The organism is Streptomyces sp. AC627_RSS907, assembly GCF_019049165.1.
In genome coordinates, this window is record NZ_JAGMUE010000030.1 from 192,995 (window position 1) to 208,671 (window position 15,677).

Sequence of the window (15,677 nt, forward strand, 5' to 3'; positions counted from 1 at the left end):
GGGGATGCGTCACTGCTGGGTGCCGCTTGCGCCCCTTACCACCGCACCGCGTCCGTCAGGGTTCCGGGGAGTGCCGACCGCGGAACCGCCTGCGCTCCCCGTCCTCCTCCCGGGACGGCTCGTCCGCGAGCCGTACGACGGGGTCGTCCGGCCCCTCACGGCCGGCGACGACCGGACGGGCCGCCCGTTCGGCCTTGGCGCGGTACTGGGCGGCGTCGGCGAGCCGGAACAGCCGGCGGGCGGAGCGCACCGGCCCGACCGGGTCCTCCGTGGAGGCGACCCCGCAGGCCACGCCGTCGCCGAGCTCCAGCTCGGCCGCCCGACGGCAGAGTTCCTCGGCCGCCTTCACCACCGCGTCGGCGGAGGGTCCGACCGCGAGCAGACAGAACTCGTCCCCGCCGAGCCGCGCCGCGAGCGCCCCCGGCAGCATCGCCCCGCACAGCGACAGCACCGACCCGAAACGCTCCAGGAGCCGGTCGCCGACCGCGTGCCCGTGGGTGTCGTTCACCCGCTTGAGGCCGTTCAGGTCGCACACGACGAGGCTGACGACGACGCCCTCGTCGCGGTGCCGCTCGATGGCCTCGTCCAGCCCCGAGTCGACCGCGCGGCGGTTGGCCAGCCCGGTGAGCGCGTCGGTGTACGCGAGGCGCCGGACCTCCTCCAGCCGCTCGGTCTGCGCGATCCCGGCGGCGACGACCGAGGCCAGCACGGTGGCGAAGTCGGCGTCGGCCCGCTCGAAGACCGGCTCCCCCACCGGACGCGCCACATACAGCTCGCCCCAGGCGCGGCCGTGCAGCACGATCGGCGCGACCACACAGCAGCCGCGGCCCCGGCGGCGCAGGGCGGCGACGCGCTGGTGCACGTAACCGGGGCGCCCGGCGGCGGGTCCCTCGGCCGTCTCGACCCAGGCGTCGGGCTCGCCGCCACCGGCCCAGCGCTCGTGCAGGAACTCGGTGATCTCCGCGAACTGGTGCACGGGGTAGGACTCGTCCTCCGGGAACTCCTCCTCGTCCTCGGCCCGCCGGCCGACGTTCACCAGGACCCGCAGCCGGCCCAGCTCGCGCTCCCACACCGACAGCGCGGCGAAGCTGCCGCCCAGCGCGAGGCACGCGCCGGCGGCCGCCGCCCGCCACGCCTCACGCGAGCTGTGCGCGGCGGCCATGCCCTGCGCCAACGCCACGACGGCCGCGAGCCGCCTGTCCTCACCCATCACTCCAGGCTAGGGAGATTTACGGAGAAGGCAGACACGAGGCCTCCGGCGGTTGAGCCGTTTGCGCGGCGGGGGCGACGCCCCGGCACACGGACCGGGCACCGCGCCCCGGACCGCCACCGGGGCCTACGGCACGGGGCACCCGCCAGGGCCGCCACTCAGGTCGCCACCGGGGGCACGGCTCGGGACGCCACCGGGGGCACGGCCCAGGACGCCACCGAGGGCACGGCTCGGGACACCACCGAGGGCACCACCGGGGGCACGGCCCAGGTCGCCACCGGGGGCACGGCTCGGGACACCACCGAGGGCACCACCGGGGGCACGGCCCAGGACACCACCGACGGCACGGCTCGGGACACCACCGAGGGCACCACCGACGGCACGGCCCAGGACACCACCGACGGCACGGCCCAGGTCGCCGCCGAGGCACACCACTCGCGACGCCGCCAGGGCTACGGCTCGCACACTGCCCGGCCACGCCCGGCCCCCGCCGGCCGAACGCTCTCCTCCGCGATCACCGGGCGGCCCGGGCGGGCGGGTGCGCCGCCTGTCCGTGACCCACGGCCGAGTCACTCCCCGGGCCACCGCGGTGGCCGCTTCTCGTTGAACGCCGCCACGCCCTCCGCCCGGTCCCCCGAGAACGCCACCGACCGCCACGCCGCGTCCTCGACCTCGAGGCCGGCCCGCAGGTCCAGTCCGTGCCCGAGCCGCAGGGCCCGCTTGGCCGCCCGCAGCCCCACGGGCGAGTTCGCGGCCATCCGGGCGGCGAGGTCCAGCGCCTCCTCCCGGTCGCGGCCCTCCTCCACCAGCTGGTCCACGAGCCCGATCTCGCGTGCCTCCCCGGCCTCCACCCGCCGCGCCGTGAACACCAGCTCGGCGGCGCGCGCCGCACCCACCCGCCGCGGCAGCAGTTGCGTCCCGCCGCCGCCCGGGATCACCCCGACGGACACCTCGGGCAGCCCCACCACCGCCGTACGGTCGGCCACGATCACGTCGCACGACAGGGCCAGCTCGAAACCGCCGCCCAGCGCGAACCCGTGCACGGCCGCGACCGTCGGCACGGGCAGTTCGAGCACCGCCGTGTACGCCCCCCGGGTCACCGGCCGCTGCCGCAGCAGGTCGGCGTCGGAGAAGGAGTTGCGCTCCTTCAGATCGGCCCCGACGCAGAACGCCCGCTCGTGGGTCGAGGTCAGGACCACCACCCGTACGCCGCGGTCCTCGCCCAGCGCCGCGCACGCCGCGGTGATGGACCGGGCCATCGCGGTGGAGACGGCGTTCATGGCCTTCGGCCGGTCGAGGGCGAGCTCCGCGACATGCCCGTCCCCGTGCCGGCGCACCAGGACGAACTCTCCGAACCGCTCCTCGCTCATGACACCCTCCGGTTAACGCGGGTTAACAACTCGACCGTCCGATCATCGCAGGCGGACCGGAGCGGGGAAAGGCCGGGCGCACCCGCTCCCCACGCACCCCGCCCACCCGTTCGAGTGACATCACGCCGACCCCCGCACAGCGGCCGACGGCAGCGCATACCGTCGCTCCGCCACGGCGCAGCGGGGGCGCGTGCGCACCGGGGAGGGATCATGACGACCGGCACACCGGCGAAGCCGCAGCGCCCGACCAGGCCGCGGGACGTGTGGGGCCGCCGCGGCCGGCACCGTCGGCCCCGCCCCCGCAAGGCGCTGCTCGCCGCGGGCGGCCTCGCCCTGGCGGCCGGCGCGCTGAGCCTCGTGCGCCTGGTGCCCGGGCCCGGAGGCGGCGACGCCGGCGGTTTCGGCGCCGGGGCCGCACCCCGCGTGGAGACGGGCGGGGACCGGGCGACCGCGAGGGACCGGGCGGCACCCGCGAGCACCGCGGGCTCACCCGGGGTGAGCCCGTCGGCGACCTCCGCCCTGGGCGGTCTGGGCGGCACTCCGGGGCGGGGCCTCATACCGGGCTCCTCCGCGAGCGGTTCCCCGGCCGCCTCCCCCTCCGCGACGCCCCGCCCGGCCGCCCCGGAATCGGGCGACCGGCCACCGGCCCCCCGCCCCGCGCGGCCACCGCAGTCGTCGCGATCTCCGCAGAAGCCGCAGAATCCGCAGTCGCCCGGCTCGCCCCGGCCACCGCGGTCCGACGCGCCCGCGCCGCCTCCGGCCACCACCCCGCCACCGGTGCGCAGTACGCCGCCGGCCCCGGATCCGGACCGTCCGGGACTGTGCGTGCCGGTGATCGGCCTGTGCCTGGACCTGTTCGCCGGCGAGGACTGACGGCGAGGACTGACCCGCTACGACTCCGCGCCGTCGCCCCGTCGCGTCAGCAGCCACGGCTCGACGACGCCGAGACCACGCACCGGCCGCTGCCACATCGGCTGGAGCGCGAAGCGGTACGTGGGCGGCTGGACGCCCTCCTTGTCCGCGGCGGCGGCCTCCTCGGCCGCCGCCGCCTCCGAGGCCGGGGCGTCGCCCGTGCGGACCAGCTCCTCCGCGAAGGCGGTGTCGATGAGGACGGCGTCCCGGGGGGCTATGGAGGTGAGCCGGGAGGCCAGGTTGACGGTCGTACCGAAGACGTCGCCCATCCGGGTGGTCACCGTGCCGAAGGCGAGGCCGACGCGCAGCTCGGGCATGGTCTCGTCGTTCGCCATCGTCTCGATGAGGCGCAGCGCGATCTCGGCGGCCGTGCCCGCGTCGTCGGCGGCGTACAGCACTTCGTCGCCGAGGGTCTTGATCAGCCGTCCGCCGCGCGCGGCCACCAGGTCGGCGGCGGTGGTCTCGAAGGCCTCGACCAGCTCGCCGAGTTCCTCCTCCTCCATGCGGCGGGTCAGCCGGGTGAAGCCGACCAGGTCCGCGAAGCCGACCGCGAGGCGCCGGTCCACCATCTCCTCGTCGTCGCCGGCCTGCACCACGCGTCCGGTGGCGGCGGCGAGCTGGCGCCGCCAGACGTAGACGAGGAACTCCTCCAGCTCCGGCAGCAGCAGCTCGACCAGGGGGTACGTCACCTCGGTGCGGGTCATTCCCGGCTCCGGAGGCTCGGTCAGGCCCTCCAGGAAGGAATCGATCTGCCACTCGGCCAACCGGGCGGTGGTCTGCCCGGTGGACCGGGCCACCTGGATGGCCATGGCCTCGCTGAGCAGCCCCGCCTCCACCAGGCCGGCCAGGCGCCGCAGGGCGAGGACGTCGGCTTCGGTGAGCGCCTTGGCCTGGCCTATGTCGGCGAAGCCCATCGCCCGCCAGAAACGGGAGGCCAGCTCCATGGAGACGCCCGCGCTGCGGGCGGCCTGGAAGGGGGTGTAGCGGCGCTCGGCGCCCAGGATGAGCCCTTCGAGGCGCAGCGCGAGCGGGTCCTCGCCGGAGTCGGCGGAGTCCGGGGCGGGCTCGGGGTCCACCCGGCCGTCCCCGTCCGCGCCGGAGCCCGTGTCGTCGACGGTCACGCCTGCTGCCCTTCCGATCTGCCGCGGTCTATCGACCGGCCCCAACTTTACGTCAGGTGTGCCCCAGCTCACTCCGCCAGGCGGAGCCGACCGGTGGCGTCCCGGCGCCGGTCCGGGCCCTGGACGGGGGCCCGCCCCGGACCTCCGTTCCCGGCCTGCGCGGCCTCCTCCTCAAGCGCCTCCTCCTCAGGCCCCGGCCGGCAGGGGGAACGCGCTCACGCCGGCCTCAGGTGCACGATGTCCCCCGCCCCCACGGGCTCCTGCACCCCCGCCTCCGTGGCCAGCACCAGCCGGCCGTCCCCGTCCACGGCCACCGCCTCGCCCACGAGCGACCGCTCCCCCGGGAGCTCCGCCCGCACCATCCGCCCGAGCGTCGAGCACCCTGCCGCGTACGTCTCCTGCAGCCCGCCGGCCGCCGGGTCGCCCCCTGCCTCCCGCCACTTCCCGTACCAGTCCTCCAGGGACCGCAGCACCCCCCGCAGCAGCGGGTCGCGGTCCGTGCTCACGGCGCCGGCCAGCGCCAGCGACCCGGCCCGCGGCACGGGCAGTTCGTCCGCCCGCAGACTGACGTTGACACCGACGCCGATGACCACCCCGTCGTCGCCGGCCCGCTCGGCGAGGATGCCGCCGGCCTTGCGCTCCTCGTCACCGACGGTCACGAGGAGGTCGTTGGGCCATTTCAGGGCCGTGTCGACACCCGCGGTCCGGGACAGCCCGGTCGCCACCGCGACGCCGGTGAGCAGCGGCAGCCAGCCCCAGCGGGCCACGGGCACCTCGGCGGGCCGCAGCAGTACGGAGAAGAAGAGGCCGGAGCGTGCCGGTGCCGTCCACCGGCGGTCCAGGCGGCCGCGCGCGGCGGTCTGCTCCTCGGCGACGAGGACGGCCCCCTCGTCCGCCCTCCCCTCGGCGGCGCGGGCCACGAGGTCGGAGTTGGTCGATCCGGTGCGCTGCACCACGTCCACCTGCCGCCACAGTCCTCCCTCCCGTACCAGCCCGCGGCGCAGCGCGGTGGTGTTGAGGGGCGGCCGGTCCAGGTCGGACCAGCGGCTGCGGGAGGGGTCGGAGGCATCTCGGGGCGTCATGCAAGCCACGATAGGTGTGGGAAACACCGCACTGCCGATCGCAGGGGCCCCTACTACTCTACGGATGAGTAACCGTCCCCCCTTTTGAGCAGGCAGGGAGCCGCATCCCGATGTCCGAGCCGGAAGAGCAGCAGCCCGACATCCACACGACCGCGGGCAAGCTCGCGGATCTGAGGCGCCGTATCGAGGAAGCGACGCACGCCGGTTCGGAACGCGCCGTCGAGAAGCAGCACGCCAAGGGCAAACTGACGGCCCGTGAGCGCATCGGCCTCCTGCTCGACGAGGGCTCCTTCGTCGAGCTGGACGAGTTCGCCCGGCACCGCTCCACCAACTTCGGCCTGGACGCCAACCGTCCCTACGGCGACGGCGTCGTCACCGGCTACGGCACCGTCGACGGCCGCCCGGTCGCCGTCTTCTCCCAGGACTTCACCGTCTTCGGCGGGGCCCTCGGCGAGGTCTACGGCCAGAAGATCGTCAAGGTCATGGACTTCGCGCTGAAGACCGGCTGCCCGGTCATCGGCATCAACGACTCCGGCGGCGCCCGCATCCAGGAGGGCGTGGCCTCGCTCGGTGCCTACGGCGAGATCTTCCGCCGCAACACCCACGCCTCCGGCGTCATCCCCCAGATCAGCCTGGTGGTCGGCCCGTGCGCGGGAGGGGCGGTCTACTCCCCCGCCATCACCGACTTCACGGTCATGGTCGACCAGACCTCGCACATGTTCATCACCGGCCCCGACGTCATCAAGACCGTCACCGGCGAGGACGTCGGCTTCGAGGAGCTGGGCGGCGCCCGCACCCACAACACCGCCTCCGGTGTGGCCCACCACATGGCCGGCGACGAGAAGGACGCCATCGAGTACGTCAAGCAGCTGCTGTCGTACCTGCCGTCCAACAACCTCTCCGAGCCCCCCGCCTTCCCCGAGGAGGCCGACCTCACGGTCACCGACGAGGACCGGGAACTGGACGTGATCGTCCCGGACTCGGCGAACCAGCCCTACGACATGCACACCGTCATCGAGCACGTCCTCGACGACGCCGAGTTCTTCGAGACCCAGCCGCTGTTCGCGCCGAACATCCTCACCGGCTTCGGCCGGGTCGAGGGCCGCCCGGTCGGCATCGTCGCCAACCAGCCGATGCAGTTCGCCGGCTGCCTGGACATCACCGCCTCCGAGAAGGCGGCCCGTTTCGTCCGCACCTGCGACGCCTTCAACGTCCCGGTCATCACCTTCGTGGACGTCCCCGGCTTCCTGCCCGGCGTCGACCAGGAGCACGACGGCATCATCCGCCGCGGCGCCAAGCTGATCTTCGCCTACGCCGAGGCCACCGTCCCCCTCATCACCGTCATCACCCGCAAGGCCTTCGGCGGCGCCTACGACGTCATGGGCTCCAAGCACCTGGGCGCCGACCTCAACCTGGCCTGGCCCACCGCGCAGATCGCCGTCATGGGCGCCCAGGGCGCGGTCAACATCCTGCACCGCCGCACCATCGCCGAGGCCGAGTCCACCGGAGAGGGGGACGCCACCCGCGCCCGCCTGATCCAGGAGTACGAGGACACCCTGCTCAACCCCTACACGGCGGCCGAACGCGGCTACGTCGACGCGGTGATCATGCCCGCCGACACCCGTCGCCACATCGTCCGCGGCCTGCGTCAGCTGCGCACCAAGCGGGAATCCCTCCCCCCGAAGAAGCACGGCAACATCCCCCTCTGAGGAGCCTGACGTGATCAAGGTCGTACGGGGCAACCCCACCCCGGAGGAGCTGGCCGCCGCCCTGGCGGTGGTCCGAGCACGCGCCGCGGCGGCGGGGACGGAGCCGTCCGGCGCACCGAGCACCAGGGACGCCTGGTCCGACCCGTCCCGCATCGCGGCCCGCCGCCTACCCCAGCCCGGCCCGGCCTCGTGGAGCCGCACCTACTGGCCGAGGTGACGGCCACGGACTCAGGGGCGCGGGGAACCGCGCACAGCACGACAACCCGCGCCCCTTCTTGAGTACGCGTACTCAGGCGCCCTTCCCCCGCCCGGCCCCACGCTGGTGGAATGCTGTGGTCCGACCCCGAGAACGAGCCGCCCGAGGAACTGCGCGACATGCAGGCCATGCTGCGGCGGCTGAGCGTCTGCCTGGCGTCGGCCATGATCCTCGCGATGATCGTCATCGGCGTGCGGTGAGGCACCGGCGGCCCTGACGCCGCCGATACCCTGATCCCATGACAGACCAGCAGCCGCGCCGCCGACTCGTCCTCGCCTCCCAGTCCCCCGCCCGGCTCGGCCTGCTGCGCCAGGCCGGGCTCGCCCCCGAGGTGCTCGTGAGCGGCGTCGACGAGGACGCGGTCACCGCGCCGACCCCCGCCGAGCTCGCCCTCGCCCTCGCCGAGGCCAAGGCCTCCGTCGTGGCCGCGAAGCCCGAGGTGCGGGGCGCTCTGGTGATCGGCTGCGACTCGGTGCTCGACCTGGACGGCCGGGCCCTCGGCAAGCCGGCGGACGCCGAGGAGGCGACCGCCCGCTGGAAGGCGATGCGCGGCCGGGCGGGCACGCTGCAGACCGGCCACTGCGTCTGGGACACCGCCTCCGGCCGCCACGTCTCCGCCACCGCCTCGACCGTCGTCCGCTTCGGCGAGCCGACCGACGAGGAGATCGCGGCCTACGTCGCCTCCGGCGAGCCCCTGTACGTCGCCGGGGCCTTCACCCTGGACGGCCGCTCGGCCCCGTTCATCGACGGCATCGACGGCGACCACGGGAACGTGATCGGCATCAGCCTGCCGCTGCTGCGGCGTCTCCTCGCGGACCTCGGTGTCGGCATCACGGAGTTGTGGGCGCCGGCGGAGGGCTGACCGGGGAGCCGTCGTCGTCCTCGCCGTGCCCGGCCCGCCCGGACGCGCGCTCCTCGTGGGCGTCGTGGCTCATCAGCAGCAGCACGACGAGGCCGAGGACGACGATCATGAACAGGAAGGCCTTGGGGCCCACCAGTCCCCAGGTGACGGCGCCGAGCAGCCCGTGCACCACGGCCACGCTGACCAGCAGGATCCGGCCGAAGCCGGCGGGCGGGCGGTCGCGCAGCGCCACGCGCAGGGAGACCAGCCCGCACAGCGCGAAGTAGAGCCCGAAGACCACCCCGCCGGCCTTCGAGGACGTGGACATCACGTCCGGGTCGAGACCGGCCAGGGACATGTCCTGCCGGTCGACGACGATCCCCAGGAACCAGTTCAGCGCCGCGACGCCGAGCGCCTCGGCGAAGAGCACGACCGCCAGGATCCACGCCACCGGCCTGCGCACCGCCACCGGTCCCCACCCACTTTCGACCGCTGCCGCACGGAGCGGCTGTTACCCCAGGTACGTTCGAGACATCGCGAACGCTACTAACGGGTAAACAACGCGACAAGGGGTCGGTCACGAGCAAAGAATCATTGGGCCATTCGTAGGGACTCCACAAAGAAACGGAGTGGCGCGCGGCACGCTCTCACAGAGACCTTGACCACACGGGAGGGCTAGGGTTTCCCCGAGGAGTCCCGCGTGTCACGGCCGTACAAGGGATTTCACGGGTCGAGCGAGCCTCGAATCACGCTCCGTGTGGGCAAGCTCACCATTGGGGACGGGTCGAAGTGCCGTGTCGGCAGTCCCTAAACTCGGCTTGTTTCAAGGAGGGAGCCTCAATCGTGCGCAAGGTGCTCATCGCCAACCGTGGCGAAATCGCTGTCCGCGTGGCCCGGGCCTGCCGGGACGCCGGGATCGCGAGCGTGGCCGTCTACGCGGACCCGGACCGGGACGCTCTGCATGTCCGCGCCGCGGATGAGGCGTTCGCCCTGGGTGGTGACACCCCCGCCACCAGCTACCTGGACATCTCCAAGGTCCTCAAAGCTGCCGGTGAGTCGGGCGCGGACGCCATCCACCCCGGCTACGGATTCCTCTCCGAGAACGCCGAGTTCGCGCAGGCGGTCCTGGACGCGGGCCTGATCTGGATCGGCCCGCCCCCGCAGGCCATCCGCGACCTGGGTGACAAGGTCGCCGCCCGCCACATCGCCCAGCGCGCCGGCGCCCCGCTGGTCGCGGGCACCCCGGACCCGGTCTCGGGCGCCGAGGAGGTCGTGGCCTTCGCCAAGGAGCACGGCCTGCCGATCGCGATCAAGGCGGCCTTCGGCGGCGGCGGACGCGGCCTCAAGGTCGCCCGCACGCTGGAGGAGGTCCCCGAGCTGTACGACTCCGCCGTCCGTGAGGCGGTGGCCGCCTTCGGCCGCGGCGAGTGCTTCGTCGAGCGCTACCTCGACAAGCCCCGCCACGTGGAGACCCAGTGCCTGGCCGACACCCACGGCAACGTGGTCGTCGTCTCCACCCGTGACTGCTCGCTCCAGCGGCGCCACCAGAAGCTGGTCGAGGAGGCCCCCGCCCCGTTCCTGTCCGAGGCGCAGAGGGACGAGCTGTACTCGGCCTCCAAGGCGATCCTGAAGGAGGCCGGCTACGTCGGCGCCGGCACCGTCGAGTTCCTCGTCGGCCTGGACGGCACCATCTCCTTCCTGGAGGTCAACACCCGCCTCCAGGTCGAGCACCCGGTGACCGAGGAGGTCGCCGGCATCGACCTGGTGCGCGAGATGTTCCGCATCGCCGACGGCGAGGAACTGGGCTACGGCGACCCGGAGCTGCGCGGCCACTCCTTCGAGTTCCGCATCAACGGCGAGGACCCGGGCCGGGGCTTCCTGCCCGCCCCCGGCACCGTCACCACCTTCAACCCGCCCACCGGCCCGGGCGTCCGCCTGGACGCGGGCGTCGAGTCCGGCAGCGTGATCGGCCCGGCGTGGGACTCCCTGCTGGCGAAGCTGATCGTCACCGGCCGCACCCGCGCCGAGGCGCTCCAGCGGGCCGCGCGCGCCCTGGACGAGTTCACCGTCGAGGGCATGGCCACCGCCATCCCGTTCCACCGGGTGGTCGTGCGCGACCCGGCCTTCGCCCCGGAGCTGACCGGCTCCACCGACCCGTTCACGGTCCACACCCGCTGGATCGAGACCGAGTTCGTCAACGAGATCAAGCCCTTCACCGCCCCCGCCGACGCGGAGACGGACGAGGACGGAGGCCGCGAGACGGTCGTCGTCGAGGTCGGCGGCAAGCGCCTGGAGGTCTCCCTCCCGTCCTCGCTGGGCATGTCCCTGGCCCGCACGGGCCTCGCGGCCGGCGCCAAGCCGAAGCGCCGCGCGGCGAAGAAGTCCGGCCCGGCGGCCTCCGGCGACACCCTCGCCTCGCCGATGCAGGGCACCATCGTGAAGATCGCGGTGGAGGAGGGCCAGGAGGTCCAGGAGGGCGACCTGATCGTCGTCCTGGAGGCCATGAAGATGGAGCAGCCCCTGAACGCCCACAAGTCCGGCACCGTCAAGGGCCTGGGCGCCGAGGTCGGCGCGTCCATCACCTCGGGCGCCGTGATCTGCGAGATCAAGGACTGACACGCGCACGACCGCAGGACGACCGGGGCGCCCGGCGGACCACAACAACCGGTCCGCCGGGCGCCCCGTCGTGGTGCCGGGGACGCGACGGACCGTACGGGCGGCTCAGCGTCGGCGCAGATCGGCGACGCGCGTCCGCTCCGCCCCGGCGTTCTGCTCACCCAGGGACGCGGCCGACCGCAGCCCCGCCGCCGCGCCCGGGACCTGTCGGCGTGGCCCCGGAACCGGCACGTCCCGGCGCTGCTGACGCGACGGGACGGCATCACCCCCCGTGGTTCCCGAGCCTCCCGGGGCCCCGGAGTCACCCGTCCCGCTTCCCGAGGCCCCGGCCACGGCGATCTGCACGCCCTGGTCGGCCAGGGCCTGGAGCTCGGTGCCGGCACGGTCGTCGTGGGCGGGTGGCTCGTCCGTGACCAGGCGGGTGATGACGTCCGTGGGCACGGTCTGGAACATGGTGTCCGTGCCCAGCTTGGAGTGGTCGGCCAGGACGACGACCTCGGCGGCGGCCTGCACCAGCGCGCGGTCGACGGACGCCGACAGCATGTTGGACGTGGACAGCCCCCGCTCCGCCGTCAGCCCGCTCCCGGACAGGAAGGCCTTGGACACGCGCAGCCCCTGGAGGGACTGCTCGGCTCCCGACCCGACCAGGGCGTAGTTGGACCCGCGGAGGGTGCCGCCGGTCATCACGACCTCGACCCGGTTGGCATGGGCCAGGGCCTGGGCCACCAGCAGCGAGTTGGTGACGACGGTCAGCCCGGGCACCCGCGCGAGCCGGCGTGCCAGCTCCTGCGTGGTGGTCCCGGCCCCCACCACGATGGCCTCGCCCTCTTCGACGAAGCTCGCGGCGAGATCGGCGATGGCCGTCTTCTCGGCGGTCGCGAGATGGGACTTCTGCGGGAAACCGGACTCCCGCGTGAACCCGCCCGGCAGTACCGCACCGCCGTGCCGGCGGTCGAGGAGTCCTTCTGCCTCCAGTGCGCGCACGTCCCGCCGTACGGTCACTTCGGAGGTCTGGACGACGCGGGCGAGCTCACGGAGCGACACGGCTCCGTTCGCTCGCACCATTTCGAGGATCAATTGGCGACGTTCTGCAGCGAACACGAAACTGACAGTAACCCCAACGACCGTCTGCTTTCAGCAGTATGCGCTGAATAGCAGAAGTTGTTCGCACAGCAGACCTGGAAGTGGTATACACGCCTACCCCGCCCGCCTATGCCACCCGCAAGCGACGCGACTCCCCGTAACCGCCGGGGAGTCGATTCCGGCCGCCCGGACCCGGCGCCTAGCCCTCGCCGCCGGCCTTCCGCGTGTGCAGCTGCCGCGCCACCTCCGCGATCGATCCCGAAAGCGAGGGGTACACGGTGAAGGCGTTCGCGATCTGCTCGACCGTCAGGTTGTTGTCGACCGCGATCGAGATGGGGTGGATGAGTTCCGAGGCGCGCGGCGCCACGACGACACCGCCCACGACGATCTCGGTGCCCGGCCGGCAGAAGATCTTGACGAAGCCGTCCCGGATGCCCTGCATCTTGGCGCGCGGGTTGCGCAGCAGCGGCAGCTTCACCACCCGGGCGTCGATCTTGCCGGCGTCGACGTCGGCCTGCGAGTACCCGACGGTGGCGATCTCGGGGTCGGTGAAGACGTTGGCGGAGACGGTCTTGAGGTTCAGCGGGGTGACGGCGTCGCCGAGGAAGTGGTACATGGCGATCCGCCCCTGCATCGCGGCCACCGAGGCGAGCGCGAAGACGCCGGTGACGTCACCGGCGGCGTACACACCGGGCGCCGAGGTCCGCGACACGCGGTCGGTCTGGATGTGCCCGGAGTCCTTCAGCTTGACCCCGGCCTCCTCCAGGCCCATCCCCTCGGTGTTGGGGATGGCGCCGACGGCCATCAGACAGTGCGACCCGGTGATGACACGCCCGTCGGCGAGCGTGACCTCGACCCGGTCCCCCACCCGCTTGGCGGACTGGGCCCGGGAACGCGACATGACGTTCATACCGCGCCGCCGGAACACGTCCTCCAGTACGGCCGCGGCGTCCGGGTCCTCGCCGGGCAGCACCCGGTCCCGCGACGACACGAGGGTGACCCTCGACCCTAGCGCCTGGTAGGCACCGGCGAACTCGGCACCGGTCACACCGGAGCCGACGACGATGAGCTCTTCCGGCAGCTCGTCCAGGTCGTACACCTGGGTCCAGTTCAGGATCCGCTCGCCGTCGGGCCGCGCGTCGGGCAGCTCACGGGGGTGCCCGCCGGTGGCGATGAGCACCGCGTCCGCGGTGAGCGTCTCCTCGCTCCCGTCGGCGGCGCGCACCACGACCTTCCGCGACCCGTCGAGGGCCTGCATGCCCTCCAGCCGCCCGCGCCCGCGCACGACCCGCGCCCCGGCGCGGGTCACGGAGGCGGTGATGTCGTGCGACTGCGCCAGGGCGAGCCGCTTGACACGCCGGTTGACCTTCCCCAGGTCGACCCCCACCACCCGGGCGGCCTGCTCCATGGGCGGGGTGTCGTCGGCGACGATGATCCCCAGCTCCTCGTACGAGGAGTCGAAGGTGGTCATCACCTCGGCCGTGGCGATCAGGGTCTTGGACGGCACGCAGTCGGTCAGCACCGACGCCCCGCCCAGACCGTCGCAGTCGACGACGGTCACCTCCGCGCCGAGCTGCGCGGCCACCAGCGCCGCTTCGTATCCGCCGGGTCCGCCGCCAATGATCACGATCCGAGTCACGTACTCCATTGTCCCGCACCGTCCCGTGCCCGGCCGCCCGGGGGCACCCTCGATACCGGAGCGACGCCGGGGCGCTGCCGTACCCTCTCCCCATGTCGCTCTACGCCGCGTACGCCGGCAACCTCGACGCGCGGTTGATGACCCGCCGCGCCCCGCACTCGCCGCTGCGCGCCACCGGCTGGCTGAACGGGTGGCGGCTGACCTTCGGGGGCGAGCACATGGGCTGGGAGGGCGCCCTCGCGACACTCGTCGAGGATCCCGCCTCGCAGGTGTTCGTGTCGCTGTACGACGTCGCGCCGATGGACGAGGACTCGCTGGACCGCTGGGAGGGCGTGGGTCTGGACATCTACCGTCGCACGCGCGTACGGGTCCACACCCTGGACGGCGAGGAGGGCGCCTGGACGTACGTCCTGAACGCCTACGAGGGCGGCCTGCCCTCCGCCCGCTACCTGGGCGAGGTGGCGGACGCCGCCGAGTCCGCCGGCGCACCCCACGACTACGTCATGGCACTCCGCAAGCGCCCCTGCTGACCGGGCCGGCGGTTCGTCGGAAACGACAAGGCAACGATCGCCGTCCCGTGGGCTCCGTCATCTACGCGCGTAGGCGTAAACCGGCTACCCTCTTCGGCGTGAACGCATCTCTTCTTCCGGACGACATCCAGGGCGACCCGTACGCCGCCGCCGACGCCGCCGCGGCCCGCCTGCGCGAACTCACCGGCGCCGAGACCCACGACGTCGCCCTCGTGATGGGCTCCGGCTGGGCACCGGCCGTGGACGCCCTGGGCGCCCCCGAGGCCGATCTCCAGGTCACCGAGCTCCCCGGCTTCCCGAAGCCGGCGGTGGAGGGCCACGGCGGCAAGGTCCGCTCGTACGCCATCGGTGACAAGCGCGCGCTGGTCTTCCTGGGCCGCACCCACTACTACGAGGGCCACGGGGTGGCCTCCGTCGCCCACGGCGTCCGCACGGCCGTGGCCGCCGGCGCCAAGACGGTGATCCTCACCAACGGCTGCGGCGGCCTGCGCGAGGGCATGCGCCCCGGCCAGCCGGTCCTGATCAGCGACCACATCAACCTCACGGCCACCTCCCCCATCGTCGGCGCCAACTTCGTCGACCTCACCGACCTCTACTCCCCCCGCCTGCGCGCCCTGTGCAAGGAGGTCGACCCCACGCTGGAGGAGGGCGTCTACGCCCAGTTCCCCGGCCCGCACTACGAGACCCCGGCCGAGATCCGCATGGCCCGCGTCATCGGGGCCGACCTGGTGGGCATGTCGACGGTCCTGGAGGCGATCGCGGCCCGCGAGGCGGGCGCGGAGGTGCTGGGCATCTCGCTGGTGACCAACCTCGCGGCGGGCATGACGGGTGAGCCCCTGAACCACGAGGAGGTCCTGCAGGCGGGCCGCGACTCCGCCACGCGGATGGGCGCACTGCTGACGCAGGTACTGGGGCGGCTGTAGCCGACGCGGGTCGCTGCGCGGCGGGGCGTGGATCTGGGCCCCGGCGCGGGTGCGGGGCGCTGCGCGGCGGGGCGTGGGGCCGGCACCCGGCGCGGGTGTGGGCGCGGGGGTGGGTTGCGCGGCCCGGCGCTACGGGGTGCCGCTGCGCCCACCCGTGCCGCCCCAGCGGCACGACTGCCCGCAGCTGGGCGGGCCCGGACGGACTGCCCGCAGCAGCGGCGGGGCGGCCTGCGCGCGAGCTACGGCGGGTTGGCCGCGTACGGCGGGAAGGGGACGGGTCGGGGGGTGTCCGCCCGCAGCGGTTGGCGCGTCAACACCGTCACTTCCGTGGCCGACCGATTCCGCGCCGTTCCGAGGACGGACACCCCCCGACCCGGCCCCGACC

General features: G+C 73.6%; 16 protein-coding genes. 8 read left to right on the plus strand and 8 right to left on the minus strand.

The genetic code is table 11. The features are described from left to right. Positions 1–55: 55 nt before the first annotated feature. From KUM32_RS09270 to KUM32_RS09280, 3 genes are all read right to left on the minus strand, one after another. Entirely contained in the window at positions 56–1,210 is a 1,155-nt protein-coding gene (locus tag KUM32_RS09270; RefSeq protein ID WP_217141325.1) for a diguanylate cyclase domain-containing protein, read from the minus strand. A gap of 158 nt (positions 1,211–1,368) precedes the next feature. Further along, a complete protein-coding gene (locus KUM32_RS09275; protein WP_217141326.1) occupies positions 1,369–1,608 on the minus strand; it encodes a hypothetical protein in 240 nt (79 codons plus the stop codon). Between the two features lie 171 nt (positions 1,609–1,779). Beyond that, positions 1,780–2,580 (minus strand): enoyl-CoA hydratase/isomerase family protein, encoded by an 801-nt coding sequence (locus KUM32_RS09280; protein ID WP_217141327.1) that lies wholly within the window; start codon positions 2,578–2,580, stop codon positions 1,780–1,782. A gap of 210 nt (positions 2,581–2,790) precedes the next feature. Between KUM32_RS09280 and KUM32_RS09285 the strand changes: the two genes are divergently transcribed. After that, positions 2,791–3,453, plus strand: coding sequence for a hypothetical protein (locus tag KUM32_RS09285; RefSeq protein ID WP_254405233.1), 663 nt, complete (start codon positions 2,791–2,793; stop codon positions 3,451–3,453). Between the two features lie 17 nt (positions 3,454–3,470). On the opposite strand, the gene KUM32_RS09290 is transcribed toward KUM32_RS09285, so the two are convergent. Together KUM32_RS09290 and KUM32_RS09295 are read right to left on the minus strand one after the other, a co-directional pair. Beyond that, entirely contained in the window at positions 3,471–4,613 is a 1,143-nt protein-coding gene (locus KUM32_RS09290; RefSeq protein ID WP_217141328.1) for an adenylate/guanylate cyclase domain-containing protein, read from the minus strand. 215 nt (positions 4,614–4,828) lie between these two features. Further along, a complete protein-coding gene (locus KUM32_RS09295; RefSeq protein ID WP_217141329.1) occupies positions 4,829–5,695 on the minus strand; it encodes a biotin--[acetyl-CoA-carboxylase] ligase in 867 nt (288 codons plus the stop codon). A 110-nt stretch (positions 5,696–5,805) separates the two neighbouring features. Here KUM32_RS09295 and KUM32_RS09300 point away from each other — a divergent pair, with 110 nt between their 5' ends. From KUM32_RS09300 to KUM32_RS09310, 4 genes are all read left to right on the plus strand, one after another. Continuing rightward, positions 5,806–7,404: an acyl-CoA carboxylase subunit beta gene (locus KUM32_RS09300; RefSeq protein WP_217141330.1), complete on the plus strand. Its 1,599-nt coding sequence runs from the start codon at positions 5,806–5,808 to the stop codon at positions 7,402–7,404. 10 nt (positions 7,405–7,414) lie between these two features. Next, the gene (locus KUM32_RS09305) at positions 7,415–7,621 is read left to right on the plus strand and encodes an acyl-CoA carboxylase epsilon subunit (RefSeq protein WP_217141331.1); all 207 of its coding nucleotides are present in this window, start codon (positions 7,415–7,417) and stop codon (positions 7,619–7,621) included. Between the two features lie 110 nt (positions 7,622–7,731). After that, positions 7,732–7,860 carry a morphogenic membrane protein MmpB gene (gene mmpB / locus KUM32_RS44685; RefSeq protein ID WP_302185127.1) on the plus strand — a complete coding sequence of 43 codons (129 nt, stop codon included), beginning with the start codon at positions 7,732–7,734 and terminating at the stop codon, positions 7,858–7,860. Positions 7,861–7,898: 38 nt separating this feature from the next. Beyond that, a complete protein-coding gene (locus KUM32_RS09310) occupies positions 7,899–8,522 on the plus strand; it encodes a nucleoside triphosphate pyrophosphatase (protein ID WP_217141332.1) in 624 nt (207 codons plus the stop codon). On the opposite strand, the gene KUM32_RS09315 is transcribed toward KUM32_RS09310, so the two are convergent. After that, positions 8,491–8,970, minus strand: a complete 480-nt coding sequence (locus tag KUM32_RS09315; protein WP_217141333.1) for a hypothetical protein — start codon at positions 8,968–8,970, stop codon at positions 8,491–8,493. The two genes, KUM32_RS09310 and KUM32_RS09315, sit on opposite strands and share 32 nt — an antisense overlap. Positions 8,971–9,344: 374 nt before the next feature. On the opposite strand from KUM32_RS09315, the gene KUM32_RS09320 reads away from it, so the two are divergent. Beyond that, positions 9,345–11,117, plus strand: a complete 1,773-nt coding sequence (locus tag KUM32_RS09320) for a biotin carboxylase N-terminal domain-containing protein (protein WP_217141334.1) — start codon at positions 9,345–9,347, stop codon at positions 11,115–11,117. Positions 11,118–11,222: 105 nt separating this feature from the next. On the opposite strand, the gene KUM32_RS09325 is transcribed toward KUM32_RS09320, so the two are convergent. Further along, positions 11,223–12,218: a DeoR/GlpR family DNA-binding transcription regulator gene (locus KUM32_RS09325; RefSeq protein WP_217141335.1), complete on the minus strand. Its 996-nt coding sequence runs from the start codon at positions 12,216–12,218 to the stop codon at positions 11,223–11,225. A 181-nt stretch (positions 12,219–12,399) separates the two neighbouring features. Continuing rightward, on the minus strand, positions 12,400–13,848 hold the full coding sequence (locus KUM32_RS09330; protein ID WP_217141336.1) for an NAD(P)H-quinone dehydrogenase: 1,449 nt from the start codon (positions 13,846–13,848) through the stop codon (positions 12,400–12,402). An 83-nt stretch (positions 13,849–13,931) separates the two neighbouring features. Here KUM32_RS09330 and KUM32_RS09335 point away from each other — a divergent pair, with 83 nt between their 5' ends. Further along, positions 13,932–14,369, plus strand: coding sequence for a gamma-glutamylcyclotransferase (locus tag KUM32_RS09335; RefSeq protein WP_217141337.1), 438 nt, complete (start codon positions 13,932–13,934; stop codon positions 14,367–14,369). A 98-nt stretch (positions 14,370–14,467) separates the two neighbouring features. Beyond that, positions 14,468–15,292, plus strand: a complete 825-nt coding sequence (locus KUM32_RS09340) for a purine-nucleoside phosphorylase (RefSeq protein ID WP_217141338.1) — start codon at positions 14,468–14,470, stop codon at positions 15,290–15,292. Positions 15,293–15,677 lie beyond the last annotated feature (385 nt).

Bases quoted from the DNA above. Each gene is read 5' to 3' on its own strand.
- KUM32_RS09335 (WP_217141337.1), top strand. From the start codon at position 13,932: ATGTCGCTCTACGCCGCGTACGCCGGCAACCTCGACGCGCGGTTGATG.
- KUM32_RS09310 (WP_217141332.1), top strand. From the start codon at position 7,899: ATGACAGACCAGCAGCCGCGCCGCCGACTCGTCCTCGCCTCCCAGTCC.
- KUM32_RS09270 (WP_217141325.1), bottom strand. From the start codon at position 1,210: ATGGGTGAGGACAGGCGGCTCGCGGCCGTCGTGGCGTTGGCGCAGGGC.
- KUM32_RS09295 (WP_217141329.1), bottom strand. From the start codon at position 5,695: ATGACGCCCCGAGATGCCTCCGACCCCTCCCGCAGCCGCTGGTCCGAC.
- mmpB (WP_302185127.1), top strand. From the start codon at position 7,732: ATGCTGTGGTCCGACCCCGAGAACGAGCCGCCCGAGGAACTGCGCGAC.
- KUM32_RS09285 (WP_254405233.1), top strand. From the start codon at position 2,791: ATGACGACCGGCACACCGGCGAAGCCGCAGCGCCCGACCAGGCCGCGG.
- KUM32_RS09300 (WP_217141330.1), top strand. From the start codon at position 5,806: ATGTCCGAGCCGGAAGAGCAGCAGCCCGACATCCACACGACCGCGGGC.
- KUM32_RS09280 (WP_217141327.1), bottom strand. From the start codon at position 2,580: ATGAGCGAGGAGCGGTTCGGAGAGTTCGTCCTGGTGCGCCGGCACGGG.
- KUM32_RS09330 (WP_217141336.1), bottom strand. From the start codon at position 13,848: ATGGAGTACGTGACTCGGATCGTGATCATTGGCGGCGGACCCGGCGGA.